The following is a 17,579-nucleotide window of genomic DNA, read 5'->3' on the forward strand; positions in this document are numbered from 1 at the left end:
CGTTTCCGCTTTGTTCGCAACGGGGATCTCCCTCCTTGAGGGGGAGATGTCGCCAAAGGCGACAGAGGGGGTCGCCGCGCGTGAAGCGCCGGCGCTGTCGTACTTCCGAGAAGGAGCGCCGCGCTCGACGCGAGACGACCCCCTCTGGCCTGTCGGCCATCTCCCCCTCAAGAGGGGAGAACAGCTGTGTCTACCGCTTCGGCTCCACTCCCATCGCCGCCGACTGGCGCCGCAGCGCGCGCCGCTCGTCGCCAGGCATCTCCAGCGGTGCGACGTCGCCGGGCACTTCCTCGATGATCCTCATCGTGACGCGGTAGGCGGTATAGGCGAATAGGCCGGTGAGCAACAGGCGGATCATGACCATCTCCTGATTTGGCTTCGAGCGGGCTCGGTGTTCAACCGGGCATGTGCCGGTTGGTTCCCCGTTCCACGCAACCAAACCGCCAGCGCTTCGTTTGCCCAGTGAAAAGGGGCGAACGAGAGGAGGTCGTCATGAAGAAGCTTCCTGTGCTGCTGGCCTTTGCGGCAGGGCTCGCGCTCGCCGCCTGCGACAACAGCGTGCAACCCACCAAGGCGCCGAGCGACACCGTCGACAAGAATCCTCAGGTCGACAAGAACCCGGTGCCGCAGTCGACCACCGGCGGCGATCAGCCCGGCACGCCACCGAAGCAGTGACGCCGCGCAATCGCCAGCCATAGTCGAATGAAAGTCGCCGGCAAGAGAAAGGCCGGCGCTGCTTGGGAGGAAGCTGGGAAGCGCCGGCCAAGCGGGAAAATCAGGCCCGCCGCACAAAACACCATAGCTGAGTCTTGCCGCCGGGTCAGCGGCGCGCCGCGGAAGACCTGTTGAAGGTGGTCAGAAATTCCAGCGATTGTGTGAAATCTACAACAAATGTCCTGAGCTGGTCCCAGGCATTGGTGCTGCCGGTTCATTGTAGAAGATCGAACACATAGCCTGGTATGCTGTGCGTTCTTGAATGTCTAAACTTGCACGGGTGCCTTACGCCATCGCTGCCCGTCTTACGGGCAGGTTCGTGATCTCGACGTCCAATTGGCGCTGCGTCAGCGCCGCTTCGGCCATGATCCACTGCTTGAACAAGCTCACCTTGCGGGCGCCAATCGCCTTGCCAGGGCAGACGAAATACCAGCCGGCGCTGTTGGGATGGTGCACCGCGAACGGCGCCACCAGCCGCTCGGCGCGGATGTCGCTTGCCATGTAGGCGCGGTTGGCGACCGCAAAGCCCATCCCGGCGTTGGCCGCTTCATAGGACATCATGCAGGAATCGAAATAGATGCTCTTCGCCTCGCCGAGCACGAAGCTCGCGCCGGCGAAGCGCAGCCACGACTGCCAGTTCTGGGTGCAGGTCTCGGAGTGGAGCAGGGTGAAGTGCCTCAAATCGTCGGGCGTCACCCTCGACAGCGGCTTGTTGCCCAGCACCTCGTGGAACAGCTTGCGGCTGCACACCGGGGTCAGGTCCTCCCGGAACAGAAGCTCGGAACTGAGGCCCGGGAAACTGCCGTCGCCATACCGGATCTCCAGATCGTATTCCGAGGTCGCGAATTCATGCGTGGCATAGGATGTCGAGACCCGCATCTCGATCTCGGGATACTGCCGCTGGAAGGCGGAGAGCCGTGGAAACAGCCAGCGCGCGGCAAAGGTCGGCAGCACGCAGATCTTCAGAACATGAGCCTGGGACTGGCCGGTGGCCTCCATATTGGCGGCCACGATGCGCTCTAGAGCCTCGCGTACCTGCGCCACATAGGCCTCGCCCTCCGGCGTCAGCGACACCGCATTGCCGCCGCGCTGGAAAATCTTGAAGCGGAGCTGGTCCTCCAGGCTCTTCACCCGCTGGCTGACTGCCGAAGCGGTGATGAACTGCTCTTCGCCTGCGCGCGTGAAGTTTTTATGCCGTGCGGCACTCTCCACGATTTTCAGTGAATTCAGGTTGACCTGACTGAGCAGACGCACCGGTTTGGACCTTAAGCTGGGCTTAGGCTAGCACCAGCATTCCTAAATTTACAGGGGTAGGGGAATTAATTGACTGTTTACCAAGTGTTGCCCCCAGCTTGGAGAAGTAGAATGAACGCCCATACAATCCCCGAACTGCGCTGCGCGATGAGCCGCGAGGCCATCATTGGCCATGAGACGGCTTGGAAAGTGTCGGGCTTCGGGGTCGCCCAGTATCGCCACGGCTACGACCCGGATCTGCTTACCGCGATCGAGGAGGCGGCGCGCAAGCTCAAGGACAAGCACGCGGTGCACAAGCATCTCGATCTTACCTTCATCACCGGCGCCGACCGTTACATCCCGGAGATCAAGGAGCTTCTCAACGACAAGCTGCGCCTGGAGCGGCTCTCGGACATGATGGGCACCAGGCTCGAACCCTATCCGCTGTCGATCGTCGGCTCGACCGTCACCTTCATGAGCCCCAGGGACGGCGCCGTCGATTGGCATTGCGATGGCGTTCCGGTGACGGAGCTCATTCCGCTGTCGATGACCGATCCGCTGATCGGCGGCCATCTCGAGATCTATTGCGACGACTCCGAGACCGGCCGTGCCCTCCTCGAAAGCGGTCGCGACCTGCCGCGCAACAAGATCATGCGCATCGACCACAAGATCAATTATGCCACGCTGGGCCAGTTCCTCGGCGTGCTGCACCGCGCCGCTCCCATCCAGCTCGGCGAACGCGTCACCCTGGTGCTCAACCAGCGCTCGGTGTCCAAGCCCTATGTCGACGACAACCGCATGTTCTACCTCGCCGCCGACAACGACCAGGACCGTGCCTGGGTGAACGAGCTGGCCGAGGATGTCTGGAACAACCAGCTTCCGGCCTATCGCCGCCATGCCGAAGAACACCCCATGCCACAACCGGTCGCCGAGACGGTCGCCGGCGGGGCAAGGGAAACATGGTAGCGAGTCCCGAGCCGGCCGGACGGCAGCCGTCGCTGAGCGCGCAGCCGGGCATGGCTCGAGGGCGAGAAATCCGCAGCGGCGCCGCCGCCCCGATGGCGGCGCTGGCCTTCGCTCTCGGCGCCGTGGCGCTGTGGGCCACCAACGCCCTTGTCGGCAAGACGCTGCTGGCCAGCCATCCGGTGTCGCTGGTGCAGTTCCTGCAGTTCTGCGGCGCCAGCCTGGTCTTTGTGATGATCAGGCTGGTGCGCACCTCTCCGTCTCCCCTTGCGGGGTCCGAAGGGCGGGGCGAGAGCCGTGGCTCGCCCCCGGGCAGTGGACCGGCGCGGCGCGCCGAGACGGATGAGGGATGGTGGCCGGAGCGCGGTCGCCACCAAGCTGGAGCACCCCTGATCCGTCATCTTCGGCGACACCTTCTCCCACGAGGGGGGAAGGGCAAGCCTGCGCGGAGCCTGGCCGCATACGCCGTCGGCTTCATCGGCCTCGTCGGCACCATGGTGCTGCAATACATCGCCTTCGCCTCGATGCCGGTCATCGAGGCCAATCTCGTCGCCTATACTTGGCCGCTGATGGTCGCCGCAGCCATCATCGTGCTCGGACGTCCCAGGCGGCCGATGCTGCTTGGTCTGACCGCGGCGGTCGGCTTCGTCGGCGTCGCGCTGGTGATTTCGGGCGGGCGCGCGCAGGCCTTGTTCGCGGGCAGCCTGGGCGGCTATCTCGCCGCCCTCGGTTCGGCGCTGTGCATGGCCTTCTATTCGATCACCGTCGGGCGTGTTGCCCTGCCGCCGGATCGCCTGCTGCTGCCCTCGGCGCTCATCGGCGTGGTGCTGACCTTTCTGTGGTGCCTTCATGACGGGATGGCTCGCCCGGCCGCTGCGGATCTCGCGCTTGGCCTCTATCTCGGCGCCGGGCCGATGGGGCTGGGCTATTATTTCTGGTCGCGCGCGGCGCGGCTCGCCCAGGGCGGCAGGCTTGCGATCGTCGCCTATCTGACGCCGATCGCGTCCACCTTGCTTTTGGCGCTGTCGGGCGAAAGCCTGTCGTTGACGGCCGTCGCTGGCGCCGTCCTGGTCATCGGCAGCTGCATCGCAGTCGGCATCGAAGGTTCGGAGACTGAGGATCATGCCAGGGACCATGTTAAAGATCATGCCGAAGATCATGCTTGACGAGGAGGAACGGCGCGCCAGACAGGAGGCGCATTGGCTGGTCAGGGAATTCGGCGTCGAAGCGCCGCTCTATGCCGCCATGAAAGCCGAAGGAGCGATCGAGCAAAGGGATTTCGGCCGCTGCGCGCGCTGGAAGCGCGTCCTTGAGATTCTGTCCGACAGCGAGCGGCCGGAATTCCGGCGCCAGGCCGCCACGACGAAATGAGCGTGTGGAGCGGTCTGCGATCTGCTCTGATTGCGCTGGGCTTTCGGCCGCACTCCCACAACGCCGGGCGGTCGGGGCTGGCCGCAAAAACTCCAGCTGCTCGAAATGGCGGTAACTGCCAAACTTCGAACCTATAAAGGATTATACATCAATCGAAGTGCTGAAAGCGCCATCTGGTCAGCCAACAGGGGCTTGGCGCGATGTAACGCACCGCTTTGGGCTATTAGAAATCCTAACTTGCGCGATAGCCACCTTCGGTGGAAACATTTAGCGGTATTGAGTCGTGTGCTTTACTGGCACAGGAGGGCCCGTTGGGGGGCTTGTCCGATTCGATACCTAAAGAAAAGTCTCCAAGAACAGCTGGCGACTTCAGAGCCAGCAGAGGGTGAAAAAATTGTCAAATCTCGACGACAAGACCGCAATCGAGCTGACCGCCGACATTGTGTCGGCTTATGTCGGCAACAATCCACTTCCGGCTTCCGGCCTGCCTGATCTGATTGCCAGCGTCAGCGCGTCGGTGCGCAAGCTCGCCGGCGCCGCCGCCGTCAAGGAAAGCGCGCCGCTGACGCCGGCCGTCAATCCGAAGCGTTCGGTCTTTCCTGACTACATCGTGTGCCTCGAGGATGGCAAGAAGTTCAAGTCGCTGAAGCGGCATCTGTCGACCGACCACGGCCTGACGCCGGACGAATACCGGGCCAAATGGGGCCTTGCGCCCGACTATCCGATGGTGGCGCCCAGCTACTCGGCCACCCGCTCGGCATTGGCCAAGTCCTCCGGCCTCGGCCGTAAGCCGGCCGATGCCGGCAAGGGCAAGCGCAAGGGCAAAGCCTAAGCATATCGACCCCACCTGGCTGGTGGGGTTGCCGGCTGCACTCCCCGGGTGACAAGCTCGCGCTTGCCGCCCAGCGTTGGTGTGTGGCCGGCCGTCCCCGTCGATCCCGGCAGCCTGGCGGGATGTCGGCCTCACCGGTGGCCGGTGAGGAGCGGTCTTGCCGGCGCGCTGGCTCTTGCGAAGCGCTGACGTCCAGTGCAAAAGCCCGGCCATGCTCATCATCAACGATCTCTCGCTGCGCATGGCGGGGCGCCTGCTTCTCGACCATGCCACGCTGACCTTGCCTGCCGGCACCAAGGCCGGTCTCGTCGGCCGCAACGGTACCGGCAAGACGACGCTGTTCAAGGCGATCACCGGCGATTTTCCGTCCGAAACCGGTTCGATCAGCCTGCCGAAGAACACCCGCATCGGCCAGGTGGCGCAGGAGGCGCCCGGCACCGAGGAGCCGCTGATCGAGATCGTGCTCAAGGCCGATGTCGAGCGCCAGGCGCTGATCGAAGAGGAAAAGACCGCCACCGATCCGCACCGCATCGCCGAGATCCATACGCGGCTCGCCGACATCGACGCGCACTCGGCCGAGTCCCGCGCCGCCACGATCCTTGCCGGGCTCGGTTTCGACGAGGCCGCGCAGAAGCGACCGGCCTCGTCCTTCTCGGGCGGCTGGCGCATGCGCGTGGCGCTCGCCGCCGTGCTCTTCTCCGAGCCCGATCTTCTGCTGCTCGACGAGCCGACCAACTATCTCGATCTCGAAGGCACGCTGTGGCTGGAGAACTACGTTTCCAAATATCCGCACACCGTGTTGCTGATTTCGCATGACCGCGATCTGCTCAACCGCGCCGTCAACTCGATCGTCCATCTCGACCAGAAGAAGCTCAGCTTCTGGCGCGGCGGCTATGACCAGTTCGAGCGCCAGCTGACCGAGCAGCGCGAGCTGCAGGAAAAGAGCCGCGCCAAGCAGGAGGCGCAGCGCAAGCACATGGAATCCTTCGTCGAGCGGTTTCGCGCCAAGGCCTCGAAGGCCAGGCAGGCGCAGTCGCGGCTGAAGGCGCTGGAAAAGCTGAAGCCGATCGCCGCGGTGGTGAACGACACCGTGCGGCCGTTCTCCTTCCCCGAGCCGGTGAAGACGGTGGCCTCGCCGATCGTGGCGCTCAACGGCGTCAATGTCGGCTATACCGAGGGCAAGCCGGTGCTGAAGAAGATGACGCTGCGCATCGATGCCGACGACCGCATCGCGTTGCTCGGTGCCAACGGCAACGGCAAGTCGACCTTCGCCAAGCTGCTCGCCGGGCGCCTCAAGGGCGAGACCGGCAGCATGACGATCGCGCCGGGCCTGAAGGTGGCGATCTTCGCTCAGCATCAGCTCGACGATTTGCGCCCCGAGGAGAGCGCCTATGAGCATGTGCGCCGGCTGATGCCGGATGCGCCGGAAGCCAAGGTGCGCGCCCGCGTCGCCCAGTTCGGGCTGTCGACCGAGAAGATGAACACCGCCGCGAAGGATCTGTCCGGCGGCGAGAAGGCGCGTCTGTTGATGGGGCTCTCCGCGTTCGAAGGTCCGAACCTCTTCATCCTCGACGAGCCGACCAACCATCTCGACATCGACAGCCGTGAATCGCTGATCCATGCGCTGAACGATTTTCCGGGCGCGGTGATCCTGATCTCGCACGACCTGCATCTGCTCGAGGCGACGGCCGACCGGCTGTGGCTGGTCAAGGACGGGGCGGTCAACCCTTATGACGGCGACCTCGAGGATTACAAGACGTTGGTCACCGGCGTTTCCTCCAATCGCCGCGAGCAGAAGGAAGCGGACAAGACATCCAAGGCCGACCGCCGCCGCGAGGCGGCCCAGCGCCGCGCTGCGCTGGAGCCGCTGGCCAAGGAAATCCGCGCCACCGAGGCGCTGATGGACCGCATCCGCAAACGCATCGACCTCATCGAGGACGAACTCGCCAATCCGGCCGTCTATGAGAAGGATCCCTCGACCGCCACGCGGCTGGCCAAGGAGCGCTCGCAACTGGCGCAAACGTTGGCGCAGAACGAGGACAAGTGGCTGACGATGTCGGCGGAGTATGAGGAAGGGATCGCGGAGTAGCGCGTGATCTTCCCCCTTGAGGGGGAGATGTCGCCAAAGGCGATAGAGGGGGTAGCCGCGCGTAGAGCGCCGACGCCTGGTGTGACGAAAGAGGACGTCGGCTCTTTACGCGAGACGACCCCCTCTGGCCTGCCGGCCATCTCCCCCACGAGGGGGGAGATTAGCCAGTCATCTGGCTCTACACGCCACCCGCAAAACCCGCTACAAACTCCCGCATGAACCAGCACGCCAAGCTCGGGATCGGCCATTCGGCCTGTCCGCATGACTGTCCGTCCACCTGCGCGCTCGAGGTCGAACTGCTCGACGACAAGCGCATAGGCCGCGTCCATGGCGCCAAGGCCAACAGCTACACGGCGGGCGTCGTCTGCGCCAAGGTCGCCCGCTATGCCGACCGCGTCCACCACCCGGACCGGCTCCTGAAGCCCTTGGTGCGCGCTGGAAGCAAAGGCGAGGGCGCCTGGAAGGAAGCGAGCTGGGAAGCGGCGCTCGACCTCGTCGCCGAGAAGTTCATCGCCGCCGAGGCGAAATACGGCTCGGAAACCGTCTGGCCCTACTATTACGCCGGCACGATGGGGCTGGTGCAGCGCGACGGCATCCAGCGGCTGCGGCATGCCAAGAAATATTCGGGCTTCTTCGGCTCGATCTGCACCAATCTCGCCTGGACCGGCTGGATGGTGGGAGCGGGCGCGCTGTGCGGCCCCGATCCGCGCGAGATGGCAAAGTCCGACTGCGTGGTGATCTGGGGCACCAATGCGGTGGTCACGCAGGTCAACGTCATGACCCATGCGACCAGGGCGCGGAAAGAGCGCGGCGCCAAGATCGTCGTCATCGACATCTATGAGAACGCCACCATGAAGCAGGCCGATCTCGGCCTGTTGCTCAGGCCCGGCACCGACGGCGCGCTCGCTTGCGCGGTCATGCACGTGCTGTTCCGCGACGGGCTGGCCGACCGCGCCTATCTCGAAAAATACACCGACGACCCGCGCGGGCTGGAAGCGCACCTCAAAGATCGTACGCCGCAATGGGCCGCCGCCGTCACCGGCTTGAGCGTCGCCGAGATCGAGGCCTTCGCCCATCTCGTCGGCACGACCAGGAAGACCTATTTCCGCCTCGGCTACGGTTTCTCGCGCCAGCGCAACGGCTCGATCAACATGCATGCCGCCGCATCCATCGCCGCCGTCACCGGCGCATGGCAATATGAGGGAGGCGGCGCCTTTCATTCCAATTCCGGCATCTTCAAGCTGAACCAGGATCTGCTCGAAGGCACCGCGATGCGCGACCCGAACGTGCGCTATCTCGACCATTCGCGCATCGGCCCGGTCCTGACCGGCGCCGAGGACGCGCTCTATGGCGGGCCGCCGGTGACGGCCCTGCTCATCCAGAACACCAATCCGGTCAACGTCGCGCCCGAGCAGCGGCTGGTGAAGCAAGGCTTCCTGCGCGAGGACCTGTTCACCTGCGTGCACGAGCAGTTCATGACCGACACGGCCAAGCTCGCCGATGTCGTGCTGCCGGCCACGATGTTTCTGGAGCATGACGACCTCTACAAGGGCGGCGGCAACCAGCACATCACGCTCGGCCCCAAGCTGATCGAGCCGCCGCAAGGACCGCGCACCAACCACTATGTCATCGAGGAACTCGCCGAACGGCTGGGCGTTTCCGACAGGCCGGGCTTCGGCCTGACCGAGCGTCAGCATATCGACATCATTCTCGGCAAGCGCGGGCTCGGCAGCTTCGATAGCCTGAGGGAAGAAAAGTGGATCGACCTGCAGCCTGAATTCGACGACGCGCATTTCATCAACGGCTTCGGCCATGCCGACAAGAAATTTCACTTCCGCCCCAACTGGACCGGACAGTCGTCGCCCAACCGGCCGCCGAAAAGCATGGGCCTGTTCGGGCCGGTCGATCTGCTGCCCCAGTTTCCCGACCATGTCGAGCTGATCGAAGTTGCGGACGAAGAGCATCCGTTCCGGCTGACGACGTCGCCGGCGCGCAATTTCCTCAACTCGACTTTTGCCGAGACGCCGGTGTCGAAGGCGAAGGAGGGCCGGCCGGAACTGCTGCTCCATCCCGAGGACGCCGCCGCGCTTGGCATCGCCGATGGCGACCGCGTCGAGATCGGCAACCGGCGCGGCGAGGTGGTGATTCACGCAAGGTTCTTCGACGGTGTGAAGCGCGGCGTGGTGGTGGCCGAAGGCATCTGGCCGAACAGCGCGCATGAGCGCGGCGAGGGCATCAACGTGCTGACCGGCGCCGACGCGCCGGCGCCTTACGGCGGCGCCGCCTTCCACGACAACAAGGTCTGGCTGCGGGCACTTTGACATAGATGATGGGAGCGCATTTGGTAGGTCGCACGGCTTGGAGATTAGCCGAAACATCCATCGCTTCGTCATCCACGGGCGAAGCAAGGAGCGAAGCGACGCGCGCAGACCCGAGGATCCATGCCGTCACGCTGAAGCGCCGCCCACGGTTCAGAATTCTGCTTCGCTTGTGCCCCGACCTAAGTCACGGCATGGATCCTCGGGTCTTCGCGACGCCGCTTCGCGGCTGCTCCGCCCGTGGATGACGAAGTCGGGGAGGTTTCGGCCAATTCCGAACCTGTGCGCTGATTCTTCGAGGTGTCCTTGCCGCAGCCATTGAAAATAGCCATTGCCGGCGCGCTCGGGCGCATGGGGCGGCAAATGGCAGAGGCCGTCGCAGCCGACCCTCGACTTGACCTGGTCGCTCGCTTCCACCGGCCGGGCAGCGCCGGCGAAGGGCTGGTCGAGCGCGATGAAGCGCTGTCGCTTGCAGATGTCGTCGTCGATTTCACCACGCCTGCGGTATCCGCCGAACTTGCGAGCGACTGCGCGGCGCGCGGCGGCCCGGCGCTGGTCATCGGCTCGACCGGCTTCAGCACCGCCGAGCTGGACACAATCGCCGGAGCTGCCAGGAAGGTCGCCATCGTGCGTTCGGGCAGCTATTCACTTGGCCTCAACATGCTGACCAGGCTTGTCGAGCAGGCGGCCCGGGCGCTGGCCGCTGACGACTGCGACATCGAGATTCTCGAGGCACATCACCGCTTCAAGGTCGACGCGCCGTCCGGCACGGCGCTGATGCTGGGTGAGGCGGCCGCGCAAGGGCGCGGCGTCGAGCTGAACGATGTGGCAAAGCGCGTTCGCGATGGCGTCGTCGGCCCACGCCCGCAGGGCGAGATCGGCTTTGCTGTGCTGCGCGCCGGCAGCATCGTCGGCGAGCACAGCATCAGCTTCCTCGGCGACGGCGAAGTGCTCACCCTTTCGCATTCGGCCGGCGACCGCTCGATGTTCGCGCGCGGCGCCATCGCCGCTGCCCTTTGGGTCGCCGGACGGTCACCCGGCGAATACGACATGCGCGATGTGCTGAGCCTCACGTCTTCGTGACGGGTGCGAGCCCGCCGGACCGTTCGTTCGTCACCAAAACGGCTGAAAGCCAGCTGAAAGCTTAGGCATGCCATGAGGGTGCTGCGGCAGGCGCCGCGCGTCCGGTTCGGGAGCGGCCGGCAAGGAGGAAATGCGGTGCAGCCCGGATGGCGCGCCGCCCGTTTGGAGGAAGTTACGTGACCGGTTTCATCTCGAAGTGCATTCTGCGTTCTGCGGCGCTGACGCTGGCAATCGTCGCCACGGGCGCGACGGCGGCCTCGGCGGCCGACAAGATCACCATCATCGTCGGCGGCATGGAAAAGCAGATCTACCTGCCGGCCGTGCTCACCCAGCAACTCGGCTATTTCAAGGATGAGGGGCTCGACGTCGAGCTGGTCAATTCCCGTGCCGGCGTCGAGGCCGAGAACGAATTGCTTGCCGGCGCCGTGCAAGGTGTCGTCGGCTTCTACGACCACACCGTCGACCTTCAGTCGAAGGGCAAATACATCCAGTCGATCGTGCAGTTCAGCCAGGCTCCGGGCGAGGTGGAACTGGTGTCGGCCAAGCACTCGGAGATCAAGTCGCCGGCCGACTTCAAGGGTGCCACGCTGGGCGTCACCGGCCTCGGCTCCTCGACCGATTTCCTCACTCAGTACCTGGCCGTCCGCAACGGCCTGAAGCCCGGCGACTACACGCTGCTGCCGGTCGGCGCCGGCAACACCTTCATCGCCGCCGTCAAGCAGGACCAGATCCAGGCCGGCATGACCACCGAGCCGACCATCGCCAAGCTGCTCAAGACCGGCGAGGCCAATATCCTTGTCGACATGCGCACTCCCGAGAAGACCAAGCAGGCGCTGGGCGGGGACTATCCGGCAGCGTCCTTCTATGTCCAGTCGGCCTGGCTCGACAGCCACAAGGAAGAGGCGCAGAAGCTCGCCAATGCCTTCGTCAAGACGATGAAATTCATCGCCAGCCATTCGGCCGAGGAGATCGCCGACAAGATGCCGAAGGACTATTACGCCGGCAACAAGGACCTCTATGTGCAAGGGCTGGCCGGTGGCAAGGCGATGTTCACGCCGGACGGCCGCATGCCCGCCGACGGCCCGGAGACGGTGCTGAAGGTGCTGTCGACTTTCTCCAAGAGCCTGCAGGGCAAGCAGATCGACCTGTCGAAGACCTATACGTCGGCCTTCGTCGACGCCGCCAAGTAGCATCGGTCGGCAAGCGCGGACCATTCCGTCCGCTCGTTGAAAAACAACAACTTGCGCTGCTTGCCTGAATCAATCCGGCAGCGGCGCGCCTTCCAGACATTGGCGCTTGGGAAACCGCGGCTGGCCGCGATCTTCCCGTGCGTCCTCGCGACAGGAGTGTGCCATGCAACCGCAAACCGTGGCGGTCCAGAAACTGTCCCAGGCCGCGCTACCGGCCGACGCCGCGATCGCCATCGATGACGTGACGCTGCGCTTCGTAACGCCGGACGGCCACATGATGACGGCGATCCGCGATTTCACCATGACCGTGGCGCGCGGCGAGTTCGCCTGCGTCGTCGGGCCGACCGGCTGCGGCAAGTCGACGACGCTCAATCTCGTCACCGGCCTGTTGCGGCCGACCACCGGCAATGTCCGCGTCATGGGCAATCCAGTCAGCGAGATCAGCCGCGACATCGGCTTCGTCTTCCAGGCGGACGCGCTGTTTCCGTGGCGCAGCGTCATCGACAACGTCGCCGCCGGCCCGCTCTATCGCGGCACGCCGAAGGCCGAGGCCTATGACCGGGCGCGCGACTGGATCGCCCGCGTCGGCCTTGCCCGCTTCGAGAAGCATTATCCGCATCAGCTCTCGGGCGGCATGCGCAAGCGCGTGGCGCTGGCGCAGACCTTCATCAACCAGCCCAAGATCCTCCTGATGGACGAGCCGTTCAGCGCGCTGGACATGCAGACCCGCACCGCCATGCAGGACGAGCTGCTCGGCCTGTGGTCGGAACAGAAATCCTCCGTCGTCTTCGTCACTCACGACCTCGAGGAAGCGGTGGCGCTGGCCGACAAGGTCTATGTGCTCACTGCCGGACCGGGCACGGTGAAGAGCGTCTACCACATCGACCTGCCGCGCCCGCGCGTCATGGCCGACATCCGCTACGATCCGAAATTCATCGAGATCGCCAAGGTGATTTGGAGTGACCTGCGCGAGGAAGTGCAGCTCGGCCAGAGCCGCGGCCTGCAAACCGGTCATTGAGAGGAGAAATCGTCATGACCGCCATCTCTGCCACCGACCAGGCCGCAATGCGCGCGACCTCGATCGTAGCCGCCGAAGCCCGGGCCAGGGCGCGCCTGCGCCGCCGCCATGCCCTGGTCATCGGGCTGCGCCTCGCAATCCTCGTAATCTTCCTCGGCCTTTGGGAATTCTGCGCCGACTACAACATCATCGATCCGTTCTTCTTCTCCAGCCCCTCGGGCATCTGGGAACAGATCTGGTCATGGGTCACCGAGGGCACCTCGCAGGGGCCGCTCTGGCTGCAGATCTATGTGACGCTGGAAGAAACCTTCCTCGGCTTCGTCATTGGCGCGCTCGGCGGCATCGCCGCCGGCATCATCCTCGGCCGCAACAAGCTCCTGGCGGACGTCTTCTCCATCTACATCAAGATCGCCAATTCCGTGCCGCGCGTCGTGCTCGGTTCGGTCTTCATCATCGCGCTCGGGCTCGGCATGGCCTCCAAGGTGGCGCTCGCCGTGGTGATGGTGTTCTTCGTCGTCTTCGCCAATGCTTTCCAGGGCGTGCGCGAAGCCGACAGGGCGATGATCGCCAACGCCCAGATCCTCGGCGCCTCGCCCTATCAGATCACCACCACGGTCATCATCCCCTCGGCGATGAGCTGGATCCTCGCCAGCCTTCACGTCAGCTTCGGCTTCGCGCTGGTCGGCGCCGTGGTCGGCGAATTCCTTGGCGCCAAGCAGGGCATGGGCCTGCTGATCTCGACCGCGCAGGGCGCCTTCAACGCCAATGGCGTCTTTGCCGCCATGATCATCCTGGCGGTGATGGCGCTGGTGGTGGAGTTCATCATCACCCGCTTCGAGAACTACGTCGTCAAGTGGCGCCCGGCACCGTTCAACGAGCAGGGGACTTGACAGCGCCGCCCGGCGTCTCGTCCGGCGCTGCCAGCGGCAGCCGCACCTCGACCTTCAGCCCTCCGGCGGCGGCATCGCCAAGCGCGACGCTGCCGCCGGCATGCTCGACCACCTCGCGCACGATTGCCAGGCCGAGCCCGCTGCCTTCCTCGCTTGATCCGGCGACGCGGTAGAAGCGCTCGAAGACGTGCTCCCGTTCCTCAGCCGGAATGCCGGGGCCGGTGTCGGTAACCGTCAGCAGACCCTCGCGGTCGCTGACGGCCAGCTTGACGGTCACGCTGCCGCCGGCCGGTGTGTAGCGCAGCGCGTTGTCGACGAGATTGACGATCATCTCGCGCAGCATCGTGCCGTCGCCGATCACCGCAACAGGCCCGGTTTCCTCGAGGCCGAGATCGATGTTGCGGGTGATTGCTGTCGGCGCCTGCGTTTCCAGCACCTGCCGCGCGGCTTCGGTGAGGTCGATGCGGTCGGCGCGCGGGCGCCGGCTGCCGGGCTCCGCCCGCGACAGGGTGAGCAACTGCTCGGCAAGCCGCGCCAGCCGGCCGGAGCTTGCCTGCAGGGCCACCAGCGCCTCCTGGCGCCGGTCGGCGGCGGTCTCGCGCAGCGCGTAGCTCGTCTGCGTCGACAGCAACGCCAGCGGCGTGCGCAACTGGTGCGCGGCATTGGCGATGAAGCGGCGCTGCGCCGCCATTTGCGCCCGCACGCGCTCCATATAAGCATTGAGCGCCTCGATCAGCGGCCTGATCTCGCTTTGCGCACCACGCACTTCGACCGGGTCGAGATCGCTGCGGTTGGGTGAGCGCACCGCGTCGCGCAGCCGGATCAGCGGCGCCAGCCCGCGGCGCAGGCCGAGCAGCACGAAGACGCCGGCGATCGCCACCAGGGCCAGCTGCTGCGCGAAGGCGCTGAGCCACAGCCGCTTCGCCATCGCATCATGACCGGCAAGCGTGACGCCCACGGTGACCCTGATCGGCGAATCCGGTCCGGCGCCGATCACGGCATGGCTGAAAGTTGCGAGGCGCAACAGTTGATCGCGGTAGGGCGCCTCGATGCTCGCATCACCCGATGCCGTGGGCAGGTCGGGGTAACCCGTGAGCAGCCGCCCGCCCGCGGTCTCGACGCGGTAGTAAACGCTGTCGCGGTCGCCGGTGTCGAACATCTCGATCGCGGCCGGCGGCACGGTCGCGTCGAGCACGCCCTCGGCCATCGTCACCTGCTCGGCGATCGCGCGCGCCGACCCGACCAGCATCCGGTCGGTGACCAGGTCGGCTGTCGCCAGCGCGTTGCGCTGGCTGGTCCACAAATTGACGGTCGCCAGTGCGGCCAGAGGCAGCACCACCCAGGCCAGCAATTGCAGGCGCAGGCTGCTAATCCTCATCGCGCCTGATCTTCATGGCGCAGCAGATAGCCGAGGCCACGCAGGGTGGCGATCTGGACGCGCGATCCTTCCAGCTTCTTGCGCAGGCGATGAACGTAGATCTCGATGGCGCTGGGGTCCGCATCGGTGTCGAAATCGTAGACCGCCGCCGACAGCGCCGCCTTGCTCACAGTGCGCCCGGCCTTGACCACCAGCTGCTCCAGCACCGCGTGCTCGCGCGGCGTGAGCGCCAGTGTCTCGCCGGCCAGCGAGAACAGCCTTGTGTTGGTGTCGAAGACGAGATCGCCGCAGGAAATCACGGGCGCGGTCCGGTCGTTGGAGCGCCGCAATTGCACGCGGATGCGCGCTTCCAGCTCCTCGATCTGGAACGGCTTTGCCAGGTAATCGTCGGCGCCTTCGTTGAGGCCCTTGACCCGCCCGTCGAGGCTGGCATTGGCGGTGAGAACGATCACCGGCACCGGGTTGCCGCGCGCTCGCAACCGCTTCAGTACCTCCATCCCGCCCAGGCGCGGCAGCGCGAGGTCGAGGATGATCAGCGCATGGTCGCCGGCCGCCAGCGCATGCTCGACGTCCTCGCCGTCATGCACGACGTCGACGACATAGCTCGCCTGGCGCAGCGTCTTGCTCAGCCAATCGGCCAGTTCGCGATTGTCTTCGACAAGCAAGAGCCGCATGGTCCATCGCTTTTCAGCAGTGCATCCATCCGCGTCGCCAAGCCTTTCGCGCACGCGGCCGGCGGTCCCAACGGACGTTGAAGACAATCGATAGTCTCGATCCGTCGGCAAGGCAAACACCACCGGGATGAAGGCCGCAGGCGCCGTTACGCCGACCAACCGGTGCGCGGCGCGATAAGACCGAACCGTTCGGTTCAATTTATGTTGACGCATCGTGCAGGCCCGGTGAACGTCCGCCGGGTCGATGGAAGCTCGCGCTCAAGCATCGTTTCGGTAAGCGATTGATATAAAAAGAAAATAATGTGGCAATTGTACTTTTGGCGAATATTTCAAGATCGAACCGATGGGTTCGATTTGCACGTTTTCGTGATTGGAAACAGCAGCAGGGCAGACCCATTTCGGTTTTGTCCAAGCGACGCGATTTCCTCCCAAGGCACGCCACTGGACGGACAGAACTTTGAAAATTTGGAGTACCTGAAATGAACAAGATTGCTCTTACCGCTGCGGCCCTTCTCGTGGCCACGGGCAGCGCCTTCGCCGGTTCCGACCACTATGGCTCAGACAATGTCAACCAGCCGGCCGTGACTCAGTCCGCCCGGGCTGGTGACAACATCGACCGCGGCATCACCGGATCGATCCGCAAGTTTGAGCAGCGCGATCTCAAGATCTCGCCCGATCAGAACCAGCCGCAGTCCGGCCGGGGCATCTGGGGCCGTTAAGCCGGCCTCAGACCCGAACCAACCCTCGAACAATCAAGCATCAATCCCAAAATCTGGAGCAACTGAAATGACCAAGATCGCTCTTACCGCCGCCGCCCTGCTGGTTGCCACCGGTGCCGCCTTTGCCAACTCCGACCACTACGGTTCGGCCAACGCCAATCCGCCGGCCGCTTCGGTCGACAGCACGATCACCGCTTCGACCAGATCGGACGCCAATGTCCAGAAGCCGGTGACCCAGGGCGCCGATCGCGACCTGTTCGGCAATCATTGAAAGGTTCGGTCTTCGATAGACCTCAAAGCGGCGGGCTGGTCCCGCCGCTCTGTTTTTGTGGGCAGCAGCCCGGCTGATGCGCGATGCCGATCAATCGGTCATCACGAGGCGGCGATGGCCGTAACGAGGCAACCGGCGGCGGCGAAAGGGGATCAAGGGAGACGGCGATGAGGCACTGATCTCCCCCACGAGGTCCCACGAGGGGGAGATTGGCAGCTTCGTCGGCTACCCCAGATCCTTCGGCCTGATGCAATGCGTTAGCCGGGCAGCGCCGAAATCGAGCTTCGCCCAATTCCCCTTCACCGTGAACCGCGCCAGCGCCGCAGTCGGAAACTTTGCTTCGATCTTTTTAACCACATCCGCGTCCGACCCCGCGCCGGCCAGCCGCCTCACGAGTTCCTGCAGGCCAGGATTGTGGCCGATCACGATCAGGCTTGTCGCCTTGGCCTGCCGTACGCGTGCCAGTACGGCGGCCGCCTCAGCCTCGTAAAGCTCCTCATCGAACTCCGCCGGCACGGGCTTCGGCAATTCAGCCGCGACCAGCCGCCAGGTGTCACGCGTGCGCAGGGCCGGCGACACCAGCGCAAGCTCCGGCAGCCAGCCGCGCCGCGCCATCTCGCGCCCCATCAGCGGCGCTGTCTTCAATCCGCGTGGCCCGAGTGGCCGGTCGAAATCGTCGAGCTTGGGATCGTCCCAACTCGACTTGGCGTGGCGCAGCACCAGGAGTTGTTTCATGGGCATTGATCAGAACCCCGATTGCTGTCCAATCGGGCACGGGCTTTGCACTTGATATCTTCAATGTCCAAAACAGCGAACGGACCACTGGCCAGCCCTTC

General features: G+C 64.8%; 18 protein-coding genes. 13 read left to right on the forward strand and 5 right to left on the reverse strand.

Features of this window, described 5'->3' with window-relative positions; all coding sequences use genetic code 11:
* Nucleotides 1-190: 190 nt before the first annotated feature.
* Nucleotides 191-358 carry a hypothetical protein gene (locus EN818_RS32620; protein ID WP_095808813.1) on the reverse strand — a complete coding sequence of 56 codons (168 nt, stop codon included), beginning with the start codon at nt 356-358 and terminating at the stop codon, nt 191-193.
* A gap of 134 nt (nt 359-492) precedes the next feature.
* Here EN818_RS32620 and EN818_RS10210 point away from each other — a divergent pair, with 134 nt between their 5' ends.
* Complete coding sequence (locus EN818_RS10210; RefSeq protein ID WP_095808738.1) at nt 493-675, forward strand: hypothetical protein; 183 nt, start codon at nt 493-495, stop codon at nt 673-675.
* A 324-nt stretch (nt 676-999) separates the two neighbouring features.
* On the opposite strand, the gene EN818_RS10215 is transcribed toward EN818_RS10210, so the two are convergent.
* On the reverse strand, nt 1,000-1,968 hold the full coding sequence (locus tag EN818_RS10215; RefSeq protein WP_129552863.1) for a LysR substrate-binding domain-containing protein: 969 nt from the start codon (nt 1,966-1,968) through the stop codon (nt 1,000-1,002).
* Nucleotides 1,969-2,079: 111 nt separating this feature from the next.
* On the opposite strand from EN818_RS10215, the gene EN818_RS32625 reads away from it, so the two are divergent.
* The 10 genes from EN818_RS32625 (at nt 2,080) to EN818_RS10280 (ending at nt 13,701) form a co-directional block, all read left to right on the forward strand.
* The gene (locus EN818_RS32625) at nt 2,080-2,913 is read left to right on the forward strand and encodes a hypothetical protein (protein ID WP_165349877.1); all 834 of its coding nucleotides are present in this window, start codon (nt 2,080-2,082) and stop codon (nt 2,911-2,913) included.
* A 92-nt stretch (nt 2,914-3,005) separates the two neighbouring features.
* Complete coding sequence (locus EN818_RS10235) at nt 3,006-4,076, forward strand: DMT family transporter (protein WP_245420606.1); 1,071 nt, start codon at nt 3,006-3,008, stop codon at nt 4,074-4,076.
* Nucleotides 4,069-4,281: a hypothetical protein gene (locus EN818_RS10240; RefSeq protein ID WP_095808815.1), complete on the forward strand. Its 213-nt coding sequence runs from the start codon at nt 4,069-4,071 to the stop codon at nt 4,279-4,281. The genes EN818_RS10235 and EN818_RS10240 overlap by 8 nt, the downstream gene beginning before the upstream one ends.
* Before the next feature lie 394 nt (nt 4,282-4,675).
* Nucleotides 4,676-5,113 carry a MucR family transcriptional regulator gene (locus tag EN818_RS10245; protein WP_095808740.1) on the forward strand — a complete coding sequence of 146 codons (438 nt, stop codon included), beginning with the start codon at nt 4,676-4,678 and terminating at the stop codon, nt 5,111-5,113.
* Nucleotides 5,114-5,324: 211 nt separating this feature from the next.
* Complete coding sequence (locus EN818_RS10250) at nt 5,325-7,202, forward strand: ABC-F family ATP-binding cassette domain-containing protein (protein WP_095808741.1); 1,878 nt, start codon at nt 5,325-5,327, stop codon at nt 7,200-7,202.
* A gap of 215 nt (nt 7,203-7,417) precedes the next feature.
* A complete protein-coding gene (locus EN818_RS10260) occupies nt 7,418-9,523 on the forward strand; it encodes a molybdopterin oxidoreductase family protein (RefSeq protein WP_095808742.1) in 2,106 nt (701 codons plus the stop codon).
* Between the two features lie 303 nt (nt 9,524-9,826).
* Nucleotides 9,827-10,603, forward strand: a complete 777-nt coding sequence (gene dapB, locus EN818_RS10265; RefSeq protein ID WP_095808816.1) for a 4-hydroxy-tetrahydrodipicolinate reductase — start codon at nt 9,827-9,829, stop codon at nt 10,601-10,603.
* A 176-nt stretch (nt 10,604-10,779) separates the two neighbouring features.
* Nucleotides 10,780-11,793, forward strand: coding sequence for an ABC transporter substrate-binding protein (locus EN818_RS10270; protein WP_095808743.1), 1,014 nt, complete (start codon nt 10,780-10,782; stop codon nt 11,791-11,793).
* Nucleotides 11,794-11,956: 163 nt separating this feature from the next.
* The gene (locus tag EN818_RS10275) at nt 11,957-12,811 is read left to right on the forward strand and encodes an ABC transporter ATP-binding protein (RefSeq protein ID WP_095808744.1); all 855 of its coding nucleotides are present in this window, start codon (nt 11,957-11,959) and stop codon (nt 12,809-12,811) included.
* Nucleotides 12,812-12,825: 14 nt separating this feature from the next.
* Nucleotides 12,826-13,701, forward strand: coding sequence for an ABC transporter permease (locus tag EN818_RS10280; protein WP_095808745.1), 876 nt, complete (start codon nt 12,826-12,828; stop codon nt 13,699-13,701).
* Here EN818_RS10280 and EN818_RS10285 read toward each other — a convergent pair.
* Together EN818_RS10285 and EN818_RS10290 are read right to left on the reverse strand one after the other, a co-directional pair.
* Nucleotides 13,682-15,079: a sensor histidine kinase gene (locus tag EN818_RS10285; RefSeq protein ID WP_095808746.1), complete on the reverse strand. Its 1,398-nt coding sequence runs from the start codon at nt 15,077-15,079 to the stop codon at nt 13,682-13,684. The genes EN818_RS10280 and EN818_RS10285 overlap by 20 nt on opposite strands.
* Nucleotides 15,076-15,753 (reverse strand): response regulator, encoded by a 678-nt coding sequence (locus tag EN818_RS10290; protein WP_095808817.1) that lies wholly within the window; start codon nt 15,751-15,753, stop codon nt 15,076-15,078. Before EN818_RS10290 ends, EN818_RS10285 begins: the two co-directional genes overlap by 4 nt.
* 479 nt (nt 15,754-16,232) lie before the next feature.
* Here EN818_RS10290 and EN818_RS10295 point away from each other — a divergent pair, with 479 nt between their 5' ends.
* Together EN818_RS10295 and EN818_RS10300 are read left to right on the forward strand one after the other, a co-directional pair.
* Nucleotides 16,233-16,472, forward strand: a complete 240-nt coding sequence (locus tag EN818_RS10295; RefSeq protein ID WP_095808747.1) for a DUF680 domain-containing protein — start codon at nt 16,233-16,235, stop codon at nt 16,470-16,472.
* A 67-nt stretch (nt 16,473-16,539) separates the two neighbouring features.
* Nucleotides 16,540-16,743, forward strand: coding sequence for a DUF680 domain-containing protein (locus EN818_RS10300; RefSeq protein WP_095808748.1), 204 nt, complete (start codon nt 16,540-16,542; stop codon nt 16,741-16,743).
* 225 nt (nt 16,744-16,968) lie between these two features.
* Here EN818_RS10300 and EN818_RS10305 read toward each other — a convergent pair whose 3' ends face one another.
* A complete protein-coding gene (locus EN818_RS10305; RefSeq protein WP_095808749.1) occupies nt 16,969-17,478 on the reverse strand; it encodes a histidine phosphatase family protein in 510 nt (169 codons plus the stop codon).
* Nucleotides 17,479-17,579 lie beyond the last annotated feature (101 nt).

Source organism: Mesorhizobium sp. M3A.F.Ca.ET.175.01.1.1, from assembly GCF_004791945.1.
Taxonomy (GTDB): Bacteria; Pseudomonadota; Alphaproteobacteria; order Rhizobiales; family Rhizobiaceae; genus Mesorhizobium.

Bases quoted from the DNA above. Each gene is read 5' to 3' on its own strand.
- EN818_RS32620 (WP_095808813.1), bottom strand. From the start codon at position 358: ATGATCCGCCTGTTGCTCACCGGCCTATTCGCCTATACCGCCTACCGC.
- EN818_RS10210 (WP_095808738.1), top strand. From the start codon at position 493: ATGAAGAAGCTTCCTGTGCTGCTGGCCTTTGCGGCAGGGCTCGCGCTC.
- EN818_RS32625 (WP_165349877.1), top strand. From the start codon at position 2,080: ATGAACGCCCATACAATCCCCGAACTGCGCTGCGCGATGAGCCGCGAG.
- EN818_RS10235 (WP_245420606.1), top strand. From the start codon at position 3,006: ATGGCGGCGCTGGCCTTCGCTCTCGGCGCCGTGGCGCTGTGGGCCACC.
- EN818_RS10240 (WP_095808815.1), top strand. From the start codon at position 4,069: ATGCTTGACGAGGAGGAACGGCGCGCCAGACAGGAGGCGCATTGGCTG.
- EN818_RS10250 (WP_095808741.1), top strand. From the start codon at position 5,325: ATGCTCATCATCAACGATCTCTCGCTGCGCATGGCGGGGCGCCTGCTT.
- EN818_RS10260 (WP_095808742.1), top strand. From the start codon at position 7,418: ATGAACCAGCACGCCAAGCTCGGGATCGGCCATTCGGCCTGTCCGCAT.
- EN818_RS10275 (WP_095808744.1), top strand. From the start codon at position 11,957: ATGCAACCGCAAACCGTGGCGGTCCAGAAACTGTCCCAGGCCGCGCTA.
- EN818_RS10280 (WP_095808745.1), top strand. From the start codon at position 12,826: ATGACCGCCATCTCTGCCACCGACCAGGCCGCAATGCGCGCGACCTCG.
- EN818_RS10285 (WP_095808746.1), bottom strand. From the start codon at position 15,079: ATGAGGATTAGCAGCCTGCGCCTGCAATTGCTGGCCTGGGTGGTGCTG.
- EN818_RS10290 (WP_095808817.1), bottom strand. From the start codon at position 15,753: ATGCGGCTCTTGCTTGTCGAAGACAATCGCGAACTGGCCGATTGGCTG.
- EN818_RS10295 (WP_095808747.1), top strand. From the start codon at position 16,233: ATGAACAAGATTGCTCTTACCGCTGCGGCCCTTCTCGTGGCCACGGGC.
- EN818_RS10300 (WP_095808748.1), top strand. From the start codon at position 16,540: ATGACCAAGATCGCTCTTACCGCCGCCGCCCTGCTGGTTGCCACCGGT.
- EN818_RS10305 (WP_095808749.1), bottom strand. From the start codon at position 17,478: ATGAAACAACTCCTGGTGCTGCGCCACGCCAAGTCGAGTTGGGACGAT.